The organism is Corallococcus aberystwythensis (genome assembly GCF_003612165.1).
Taxonomy (GTDB): Bacteria; Myxococcota; Myxococcia; order Myxococcales; family Myxococcaceae; genus Corallococcus; species Corallococcus aberystwythensis.
Genome location: NZ_RAWK01000337.1, coordinates 1 through 9,393, shown reverse-complemented (window position 1 = coordinate 9,393; position 9,393 = coordinate 1). Strand labels below are relative to the sequence as shown.

Here is a 9,393-nt window from a genome sequence, read left to right as displayed (position 1 = left end):
CACCCGGTCCCGCCGCGAACGCCCCGGGCCCGGAAGGCGGAGCCGCGCGCGCAGGACCCGCGCCCGAGGGAGCCCGAGCAGCAGCACCACCAGGTGCAGCAGGCCGCGCCGGAACAACCGCGGCACCGGGAGCAACCGCATGGGCGCCAGGAGCCGAGGGCATGGCAGCGCGTGCCGGAGCCGCCGCACGGGCCACGGGAGCCGGAGGGACCACGGGCCCCGCCCCCAGCGAGGACGAATCGGTCCCCGGGAAGTCATCCAGCCCCAGGAACGACGCTTCATCCGGCACGGAGAAGTCCGCCACCGCGGCGCCAGCCCCCAGCCCCACGGGAGCCGCCGGCCGCATCGCGGCGGCTGCGGGCCCTGGAGGCACCACGGCAGGCCCCACCGGACGGGAAGCCGGTGCGGAAGGCCCGGTCGCGAACGCCCCCGGTCTCGCCGGAGCCGGAGCCGGAGCCACGGCCGCCGGACGGGCCGGCCCCGCGGGCCCCACCGCGAACGCCCCGGGAGGAGCAGCCCGTGCGGCAGGAGGCGCGAAGGCCCCCGGAGGCACCGCGCGGAAGGTTCCCGACGGTGGAGAAGCCACGGGCCGGGGAGCCGCCACCGGAGCAGCGGGCGCGGGCGCATCCGACATGAAGTCCGCGAACGGATCCTCCATGTCCAGCCCGGCCAGGTTCGTGGGCGACGGCAGCGGAGCCGCCGGCCGCCGGGACGCGACCCCCGGGGACGACACGGGTGGGTCGAACGGCATCGTCGCTCCCCCGGCGCCTGACGGAGCATCCACGTCGATGTCCACGTCCACGTCACCCCAGGTCTTGACCGGGGACTTCACGGGCGGGGCGCCGGGTGCGTAGTACGCGGGGCCGGGCCGGGTGACCTCGCCGGTGGGCTCCGGGGCTTCTCCAAACGCCTGGAACGGGTCCGCCTGCCCGGCCGGTGGGCCAGCGGGCGGAGGGGCACTCAGGGGCGGCGCGGGCTCACGCGCCACCCTGAAGGTGTTCTGGCATTTGGTGCAGCGGACCTTGACCCCTTTTTCCGTCACCTTCTCGTCGGGGATCTTGAACCGCGTCTGGCACTGTTCACACTGGACGATCATGGGGTCGGGTCGGGGGACTCAGAGCATAGGCCCACCCGCCAACCACGGCGAGTCGGACCCGGGTAACTTGCTCGCTTCCAACCCCTTTGATACGAGGTTCGCCCCTTTGGAAATCAGTAGTAAACCAGTAAATGCCAAGGCGCAGCCGGGGTCGGAGACGACAGACATGAGCGAGGCCGAGCAAGCAAACGCTCCCAGCAACAAGGAGCCGAAGATCATCAAGCGCTACACGAACCGGAAGCTCTACGACACCGTGGAGAGCCGGTACGTCACGCTCGATGAGATCGCCGTGATGATCAAGGAGGGCACCGAGGTGCGGATTGTCGACAACCGCACGAAGGAAGACCTGACCTCCGTCACCCTCGCGCAGATCATCTTCGAAGAGGAGAAGAAGAAGAACCAGATGCCGCTGTCGGTGCTGCGGGAGATCATCCGCCACCCTGGCGAGTCCATCTCCGGGTTCATCCAGAAGGAGGTCACGCCGCGCGTGGCCTCCATCCGCGAGGAGGCCGAGCAGCGTCTGGACAAGCTGCTGCGCCGCGAGGACGGCAGCCCGCCGGAGGCCACCCCGGACGCGCCCGCCGCGACTCCGGACGCGCCCCAGGCGGAGGCCGGCGCCGCGAGCCTCAACCCCGCGGAGCTGCTCAAGGCCAGCCAGCGCGCCTTCGAGGACTTCCAGCGCCGCATCGACGAGCGCGTGAAGCAGGTCGTGGAGAACCTCACCGGCAACCTCCCCGCCCTGGGCCGTGACATGCAGGCGCTCTCGCAGCGGCTGGAGGAGCTGGAGAAGAAGCTCGACGCCGTGGAGAAGGGCGACAAGAAGGACACCAGCGCTTCCTGAAGCGCTGGTGCATGAAGGCCGTGGCGCCCGCGAGGAAGCGGGCGCCTGGCGCTTCAGGCCACCTTCGGACGGGGCCGCTTCCGCTTCGCCGGAGGGGACCCGCCATCAATCTCCGCCGCGATGGCCGCGAGCATCCGCGCCCCCGGGCTCTGGGGCGCGTACTCCCAGATGGTCTTCCCGTGGCTCTGTGCCTCATCCACCTTGACGCTGTAGCCCAGCGGCGTGGCGGCGAGCGCGTCCGGGAAGTACGCCCGCAGGCGCTCCAGGATGGCCGTGGCCAGCGCCGTCTTGCGGTACAGCGTGGGCACCACCTTGGTGACGCGCAGATCCGGGCGCCCTTCCGCCTCGCCCACCTGGCGCACCGTGTCCGCCAGCTCCGCGCACCCATCCAGCGCCAGGTACGTCAGCGCCACCGGCACCACCACCTCCGTGGCCGCCACCAGGATGTTGCGCGTGGTGAGCCCCATGGACGGAGGCGCGTCGAACAGCACCACGTCGTAGCCCGCGGCTTCCGCCTCCCGCATGCGGTCCGCCAGCCGGTGCGCGCGCCGCGGGTCCTGCGCCACCACCACGGGGAACTCCGCCATCTCCTTGTACGCGGGCACCACGTCCAGCCCGCTCACGCCCGTGGGCCGCACCACCGAAGGCAGGGACACTTCCGGGTCGGTGAGCAGGTGGAAGACGTTGCGCGGCAGCGTGCGCACGTCCAGCCCCAGTGACTTGCCCGCGTGGCCCTGCGTGTCCAGGTCCACCAGCAGCACGCGGCGGCGCTGCTCCAGCGCGAGCCACGCGGCGGTGTTCACCGCGAGCGTCGTCTTGCAGGTGCCGCCCTTCTCGTTGATGAACGCGATGCGCCGCATGGCCGTGGGTGCGGACGCGCGCTACGCCTTCTTCTTCGAGGACGTGTTCGACACGAGCGTGTCCACCTTGCCCTCGACGGACGCGAGCAGCCGCTCCAGGTCGTCCACCTTCGAGCGCAGCTGCTCCAGGTCCGCCGTGGACGGCAGGTTCATGGCCGACAGCGCCGTGCGCAGCGCCGCGTCCAGCGTCCCCTTCGCCGCGAGCGAGCGCGACACCAGCCCCTGCACCGCCGCCACGAACTTCTCGTTGGAGAGCAGCTGCTGCGCGAGCTTGCCCACGCGCTCCTCGCCTGTCTCCACGAGCTTCTTCATCACCGGGTTGTTCTTGAGCATGGTCTTGGAACCGTTGGGGTCCGGCCCACCGCGGCCGAAGGCGTCTTGGCCGTCGGGACAGGCGGGACGTCAGGAAGAGGACGCCGCACTCTGGGAGGGGCCAACGCGACGTGTCAAGCAGGGGAACAATGGGGGTTTCTGCTCGTGGACTCTCGTTGACTCTCCGGGAGGCCATCCCTACGGTTCGCGCGCCCTCTATGGCTGGACTGCTCGACAAACGCCTGTGGATCGTCTCTGGCAAGGGGGGCGTGGGGAAGACGACCATCGCCGCCGCCCTGGCCCTCGCCTCGGTGCGCGCGGGTCGGCGCACCCTGGTGTGTGAAGTGAACACCCAGGAGCGCGTCAGCCGCTTCCTGGAGCTGCCCGAAGCGGGCCCGGAGGTGAAGCTGCTGGAGGAGAACCTCTGGGCGGTGACCGTGCGCCCCCAGGAGGCCATGCGCGAGTACGGCCTGATGGTCCTGCGCTTCGAGACCCTCTACAAAACGGTCTTCGAGAACCGGCTGGTGCGCTACTTCCTGCGCTTCATCCCGTCGCTCCAGGAGCTGGTGCTGCTGGGGAAGATCCTCTTCCACCTCCAGGAGAAGCTGCCGGACGGCCGCTGGAAGTACGACACGGTGGTGCTGGACGCGCCCGCCACCGGCCACGCCATCTCCTTCCTGAGCGTGCCGCAGGTGCTCCTGCAGACGGTGCCGCCGGGGCCCATGACGCGCGAGGCGCTGAAGATGCGCGACCTCCTGGTGGACCCCTCCGTCACCGCCGCGGTGCTGGTGTCGCTGCCGGAGGAGATGCCGGTGAACGAGGCGCTGGAGCTGCACAGCGCGCTGAGGGACCGGGTGCACATCCGCACGCACGCGGCGGTGCTCAACCAGGCCTTCCCCCAGCGCTTCACGGAGGCGGACCTGGAGGCGCTCGCGGGCCATCCGGAGCTCAAGCGCGTGGCGCAGGCGCACCATGACCGCGCGTCGCAGGCGGTGCTCGCGGGCACGAAGCTGGAGCGCAACCTCCACGCGCCGGTGTACACGGTGCCCAGGCTGTTCGTGCCGCGCTTCGGGCGCGACGCGGTGGAGACGGTGATGGGGCACCTGGACGCGATGGTGAAGGGAGGCGCGGGAGCATGACGGCGCTGCAAACGGCGCTCGCGAACAAGCGCGTGCTCATCTGCGTGGGCTCTGGCGGCGTGGGCAAGACGACGGTGGCGGCGACGCTCGCGCTGCGCGCGGCGGTGGATGGCCGCCCCAGCATCGTGTGCACCATCGACCCGGCGAAGCGCCTGGCCAACTCACTGGGACTGTCCGGCCTGGGCAACACGGAGGCGGAGGTCCCCGCGTCGGTGCTGGAGCCCCTGGGCGTGAAGCCCAAGGCGGCCCTGCACGCGATGATGCTGGACATGAAGGCCACCTGGGACGACCTCATCACCCGCGTGGCCCCGCCGGACCAGCGCGAGAAAATCTTCGCCAACCGCTTCTACCAGTCCCTCTCCACGGCCCTGGCGGGCAGCCAGGAATACATCGCCATGGAGAAGGTCTGGGACCTGCGCCGTCGCAGCGACTACCAGCTGGTGGTCCTGGACACGCCGCCCACCGCGCACGCGCTGGACTTCCTGGACGCGCCCAACCGGGTGCTGGACTTCCTGGACAACGAAGCGGCCAAGTGGCTCCTCACGCCCGCGCTGAAGGCGGGCAAGGTGGGCCTGTCCCTCTTCAACCTGGGCGGCAGCTACGTGACGCGCGCGCTGTCGCGCTTCACCGGCACGGAGATGCTCCAGGAGCTGTCCTCCTTCATGGTGACGCTCTCCTCCATGAACGAGGGCTTCCGCGAGCGCGCCCGCGGCGTGCGCGAGCTCTTGGAGGACAAGACGACGGGGTTCGTGCTGGTGACGAGCCCCAACCCGGAGCGGCTGGACGAGGCCATCCACTTCCACAAGCTGCTCCAGCAGAACCGCATGGAGATGACCGCCATCGTGGTGAACCGCGTGCACCCGCTGCCCACGCAGGCGCAGTGGGAGGACGCGGCCACGCTGACGCCCACCCGGCGCGCGAAGGTGGAGGAGACGCTGCGCGAAACCCAGGTGCTGGCGCAGCAGGACCTGGAGGGCCTGGCGCAGTTGCGCGCGGCCTGTCCGGGCACGCCCCTCATCCAGGTGCCCCGCTTCGGGCTGGACGTGCACGACCTCACCGCGCTGTGGGGCACCGGCCGCTACCTCCTGGGCGACGACGTCCTGGCCTGAGCGCCGCCCTCCCCCACCCCGCGTGACACGCCATGGCCGCCGGGCATTTCCGGCGAGCGCGGGCGTTCATGCCGGGCGACAGGGCACCGGGGCCCTGTCCGCATTAGACTGGCGGGCCCCGGCCTCGGTCCGGGAAAGCCATCCGGGGAACCTGGCGGGTCCCCGGGGTGTCGATGTCCGGGTCCACACCGCAGGTGACGTGGGCGTCCGGATGGGAGCAGGTGCATGCACGGCAGGAAGCGGATGGATGCAGCCGGAGTCGCCCGGCGCTGGCTGTGGGTGGGCGTGCTGGGCCTGGGCCTGACGCTCACGGGCTGCCGCACCACGGGCGCGGTGAAGCCGGACGCCACGGCGAACAAGCAGGTCGTGGAGTTCGACCCCGTCACGGTGACGGCGGACCTGGAGCTGGACAAGCTCAACGACGAGGAGCTCTTCGCGGGCGGCACCTCCGCCTTCGCCGCCAACGACTTCAAGCAGGCGGCGCGCTACTTCGGCCGGCTCGCGGACTTCCACCCCAACAGCCCGCACCGCCGGCAGGCCCTCTACAACGCGGGCCTGTCGCACCAGCGCCTCAAGGAGTGGGACGACGCCTACGGGCGCTTCTCAGACCTGGCGGAGCCGGAGAAGGGCCAGGGCGACGCGCTGGACGCGTCCTTCCGCGTGGCGGAGACGCTCTACCACCTGGAGCGCTACGAGGAGGCGGTGAAGCTGCTCACCACGCTGTCCGCGCGCGCGGACCTGCCCGCGGGCCGCCGCATCGAGGCCCAGGTGCAGCAGGGCATCTGCCAGGTGGAGGCCGGCCGCACCGACGACGCGGAAGGGACGCTGCGCAAGGCGCTGGCCGCGTATGACGCCCTGCCGGACAAGGCGGAGGTGGAGGACTACTTCCCCGCGCAGGCGCACTTCTTCGTCGGGGAGATCTACCGGCTGCACTACGAGGCCGTGAAGCTGGAGGCCAGCCGGGGCAGCGACGGGCTGGCGCAGGACCTCAACTACAAGGCGGAGCTGCTCCTGTCCGCGCAGGGCCACTACCTGCGCGCCATCCGCGTGGGCAACGGCTACTGGGCCACCGCCGCGGGCGCGCAGATTGGCGCCCTGTACGAGAACCTCCACGAGCACATGGTGAACTCGCCCACGCCCCCGGAGCTCAACGCCGAGGAGGCGGAGGTCTACCGCCAGGAGCTGCGCAAGAAGATCCGCGTGCTGCTCACCAAGTCCATCAACATCTACGAGCGCACGCTGGAGGCCGCCGAGCGCATCGGCTCGCAGAACGCCTTCGTGGACCGCACCCGCCAGAGCCTGGAGAAGGTGAAGTCGCTCCTGCTCGCGGACGCGGATGCCGACACGGAGTCGCAGGAGGTCTCCGTACCCATGCCCGCCTCCAGCGCGGGCGCGAAGCACCGCTGACGCGCGTCCTTCCGGCCATGGAACCGCTCTTCACCCCGGAGCAGCTCGCCGAAATCCACGCCTACCACCAGCCCTATTACATCCGGGCGGCGGTGGAGCCGTGGGTGCGGCTGGCCCTGTCCGCGCTGCTCCTGGGCGTGCTCGTGCGGCCCGTGTACCGGGGGGCCACGGCCGCGGCGGCGGCGCTGGAGCGCAGGTTCGGCGCTGGCCTGCGCAAGGCCCCGGTGAGCCGTGCCTTCTTCAGCGCCATGGACCGGCTGTGGGGCGAAAGCGGCTGGGGCACCGCGATCCTCTTCGCGCTCTTCATCGACGTGGCCACCCAGCTGCTCTACGCCCCCGCGAACGTGTACTTCTACTACGTGCTGGAGCACCGGTACGGCATGTCCAACGACACGCCCGCCGGCTTCGCGTGGACGTGGTTCAAGGGCGGCGTCGTGGGCGCCATCGCGCTGACCGCGCTCGTGGTCGGCCTGTATGGCCTGGCCCGCCGCGTGCGCCGCTGGTGGCTGGTGCTGGGCGTGCCCGTGGCCCTGCTGATGCTGGTCGCCTCCGCCCTGGACCCGTACCGCGCCCGCCTCTACTTCGACCAGAGCCCCCTGCCGGAAGGGCCGCTGCGCGCGCGCATCACCGCGCTGATGCGGAAGGCGGACATCACCTTCTCCGACGTGATGGTGGAGAAGACGTCCGTGACGTCCAAGCGCATCCAGGCGTACTTCGCCGGCCAGGGCCCCACGCGCACCATCGTCCTCAACGACGTCATCCTGCAGGAGTTCGCCGAGGACGAAGTCCTGGCCGCCGTGGCTCACGAGGCGGGCCACGTGAACGAGCCCCGCTGGCCCGGCCGCATCGCCTCCTCGCTGGCGGTGATGGCCCTGCTCCTCCTCATCGACGGGTTGCTGCGCCTCTCCGCCCGCCGGGGCTGGTGGGGCATCCAACGCCCGGGCGACATCCGCACCCTGCCGCTGGTGTCGCTCGTGGTGTTCCTCCTCATCAGCTTCGCGGCCCCCGTGTCCGGGGTGCTCTCCCGCGAACGCGAGCGCGAGGCGGACCGCTACGGCCTGAAGCTCACCGGCGACCCGGGCGCCTTCCGCCGCATGCTGGTGAAGGCCGCCCGGGTGAACAAGATGGACCCGGAGCCGCCACGCTGGCTCGTGCTCAAGGGCATGAGCCATCCGCCCATGGGGGAACGGATCGCCGCGGTCGACACGCCCTGAGCTCGTTTCAAGAAGCCGCCGGTGGATGGGCCTCCACTCCATTCCCCCTCGCCATCCAGGCCCACCCTCCGGCCGGCCGCCCCCGGACCGCTCCCCAACTGTCCGGCGGCACATCCGTCTTGAAACGTCTTTCCCTTCAGCACCCTCTCGCGCGAGCCACCGCGTTCCTGACGGCGGCCCGGGCTTGAAGCGGCCCCTTACGTCGGCGGAGCGCCTTCCTTCAGCTTCTCCACCGCCACCAGGGTGATGGCCTTCACCAGGGCCTTCGCGCGGCGCCCCGCGGACGTCTCCCCGTGCGGATCCACCTCCACCGCGTTGGCGATGTCCGTGAAGCCCTGACGCTCGCCCCGGCGCAGGTGCAGCTCGCCCCGGCCGGTGAGCGCCACGGGGTTGCGCGGGTCACCCGACAGCGCGTGCGTGTACTCGGTGAGCGCGTCCTCCACCCGTCCCAGCTTCTGGTACACGGTGCCCAACGCCGCGTGCGCCGCCGAGTCCTTCGGGTTCCCCTCCACGAGCCCCTCGAAGAGGATGCGCGCCTCTTCCAGCCGGCCCGCCGCCGCCAGGTCGCAGCCCACCTGCGCGATGGCCTTCGCCTCCTCGAACGTCATCCCCTCCACCTCCGCCCAGGTCGTCTCGCCCCGCGCGAACGCCTTCAGCCTGCGCGCCGTTCCGGTCTCCATCCGCTGCCCCTCGCCGCCTTCGTGCTTGATGATGCGTCCCATGGCGGCCCTCACGCGCTGCGCAGGTTGGAGATGGCCGTCTTCGCCATCTCGTTGAACTTCGACGACATGTTGCTCATCAGGTCGAACATGGCCTTGCGCTTCTCCATCAGCGTCTGCAGCCGCAGCTCCAGCTCCTGCATGCTCGTGTCCAGCTTCGCGCCGCGCGCCTTGTCCGAGTTGCTGGAGCCCAGCGTGGCGCGCTCCTCGCGGGCGCTGGCCATCTCGTTCATCACGTCCACGAGCTCCGCGTCCGTGTCCTCGGTGATGCCCATGAGCAGGGCCTGCACCTTCTGCTCGATGCTCATGTTCGGGTTGTCCACGATGTCGCGCGCCCGTGAGCCGCCCGTGCTCCGGCCGCTGCCGCTCGAAGACGAGCCGCCCGGCAGCTTCGCCACCGCGGCCAGCTCCGAGTCCAGGTCCTGCCAGCTGGTGACGCCGTCCCGGCCGCCGCTCTCCGCCATCTCCAGGCGGTGCCAGTACTCGGGGTGGTCCGTGAAGAACTGCGCGGCGCGCTTGAGCGTGGGGGACGCCGCCGGACTGTCCAGCACCGCCTCCAGGTTCGCCATCGTCAGCTTGCCGTCCCGGGTCCCCACCGCCGTGTCGAAGGTGTCCCAGTTCTGGTCCAGCACCTGGAGCGCTTCGGCGTACTCCTTGAGGTCCGGATCCAACGCCCCCGTGCTCCCGCCACCACTC

General features: G+C 70.8%; 8 protein-coding genes and 3 pseudogenes. 5 read left to right on the top strand and 6 right to left on the bottom strand.

Features of this window, described 5'->3' with window-relative positions; translation table 11 throughout:
* Positions 1–988, bottom strand: a pseudogene (locus tag D7W81_RS36520) (hypothetical protein); the annotation flags it as partial.
* A gap of 12 nt (positions 989–1,000) precedes the next feature.
* A pseudogene (locus tag D7W81_RS44465) lies at positions 1,001–1,096 on the bottom strand (zinc-ribbon domain-containing protein); the annotation flags it as partial.
* A gap of 166 nt (positions 1,097–1,262) precedes the next feature.
* Between D7W81_RS44465 and D7W81_RS36515 the strand changes: the two are divergent.
* The gene (locus D7W81_RS36515) at positions 1,263–1,937 is read left to right on the top strand and encodes a polyhydroxyalkanoate synthesis regulator DNA-binding domain-containing protein (protein WP_120559996.1); all 675 of its coding nucleotides are present in this window, start codon (positions 1,263–1,265) and stop codon (positions 1,935–1,937) included.
* Positions 1,938–1,990: 53 nt separating this feature from the next.
* On the opposite strand, the gene D7W81_RS36510 is transcribed toward D7W81_RS36515, so the two are convergent.
* Positions 1,991–2,797 carry a ParA family protein gene (locus D7W81_RS36510; RefSeq protein ID WP_120559995.1) on the bottom strand — a complete coding sequence of 269 codons (807 nt, stop codon included), beginning with the start codon at positions 2,795–2,797 and terminating at the stop codon, positions 1,991–1,993.
* Between the two features lie 21 nt (positions 2,798–2,818).
* Positions 2,819–3,130, bottom strand: a complete 312-nt coding sequence (locus tag D7W81_RS36505; RefSeq protein WP_120559994.1) for a hypothetical protein — start codon at positions 3,128–3,130, stop codon at positions 2,819–2,821.
* Between the two features lie 197 nt (positions 3,131–3,327).
* Between D7W81_RS36505 and D7W81_RS36500 the strand changes: the two genes are divergently transcribed.
* The 4 genes from D7W81_RS36500 (at position 3,328) to D7W81_RS36485 (ending at position 7,978) form a co-directional block, all read left to right on the top strand.
* Complete coding sequence (locus tag D7W81_RS36500) at positions 3,328–4,248, top strand: ArsA family ATPase (protein WP_120559993.1); 921 nt, start codon at positions 3,328–3,330, stop codon at positions 4,246–4,248.
* The gene (locus D7W81_RS36495) at positions 4,245–5,357 is read left to right on the top strand and encodes an ArsA family ATPase (RefSeq protein ID WP_120559992.1); all 1,113 of its coding nucleotides are present in this window, start codon (positions 4,245–4,247) and stop codon (positions 5,355–5,357) included. The genes D7W81_RS36500 and D7W81_RS36495 overlap by 4 nt, the downstream gene beginning before the upstream one ends.
* Positions 5,358–5,582: 225 nt before the next feature.
* The gene (locus D7W81_RS36490) at positions 5,583–6,764 is read left to right on the top strand and encodes a tetratricopeptide repeat protein (protein ID WP_120559991.1); all 1,182 of its coding nucleotides are present in this window, start codon (positions 5,583–5,585) and stop codon (positions 6,762–6,764) included.
* A 17-nt stretch (positions 6,765–6,781) separates the two neighbouring features.
* The gene (locus D7W81_RS36485) at positions 6,782–7,978 is read left to right on the top strand and encodes a M48 family metalloprotease (RefSeq protein ID WP_120559990.1); all 1,197 of its coding nucleotides are present in this window, start codon (positions 6,782–6,784) and stop codon (positions 7,976–7,978) included.
* 197 nt (positions 7,979–8,175) lie between these two features.
* On the opposite strand, the gene D7W81_RS36480 is transcribed toward D7W81_RS36485, so the two are convergent.
* Together D7W81_RS36480 and D7W81_RS36475 are read right to left on the bottom strand one after the other, a co-directional pair.
* On the bottom strand, positions 8,176–8,700 hold the full coding sequence (locus D7W81_RS36480; protein WP_120559989.1) for a tetratricopeptide repeat protein: 525 nt from the start codon (positions 8,698–8,700) through the stop codon (positions 8,176–8,178).
* Positions 8,701–8,708: 8 nt separating this feature from the next.
* Positions 8,709–9,393, bottom strand: a pseudogene (locus D7W81_RS36475) (hypothetical protein); the annotation flags it as partial.

Excerpts from the sequence above, each read along its gene's own strand:
- D7W81_RS36480 (WP_120559989.1), bottom strand. The coding sequence starts at position 8,700 with ATGGGACGCATCATCAAGCACGAAGGCGGCGAGGGGCAGCGGATGGAG.
- D7W81_RS36495 (WP_120559992.1), top strand. The coding sequence starts at position 4,245 with ATGACGGCGCTGCAAACGGCGCTCGCGAACAAGCGCGTGCTCATCTGC.
- D7W81_RS36500 (WP_120559993.1), top strand. The coding sequence starts at position 3,328 with ATGGCTGGACTGCTCGACAAACGCCTGTGGATCGTCTCTGGCAAGGGG.
- D7W81_RS36515 (WP_120559996.1), top strand. The coding sequence starts at position 1,263 with ATGAGCGAGGCCGAGCAAGCAAACGCTCCCAGCAACAAGGAGCCGAAG.
- D7W81_RS36485 (WP_120559990.1), top strand. The coding sequence starts at position 6,782 with ATGGAACCGCTCTTCACCCCGGAGCAGCTCGCCGAAATCCACGCCTAC.
- D7W81_RS36510 (WP_120559995.1), bottom strand. The coding sequence starts at position 2,797 with ATGCGGCGCATCGCGTTCATCAACGAGAAGGGCGGCACCTGCAAGACG.
- D7W81_RS36505 (WP_120559994.1), bottom strand. The coding sequence starts at position 3,130 with ATGCTCAAGAACAACCCGGTGATGAAGAAGCTCGTGGAGACAGGCGAG.
- D7W81_RS36490 (WP_120559991.1), top strand. The coding sequence starts at position 5,583 with ATGCACGGCAGGAAGCGGATGGATGCAGCCGGAGTCGCCCGGCGCTGG.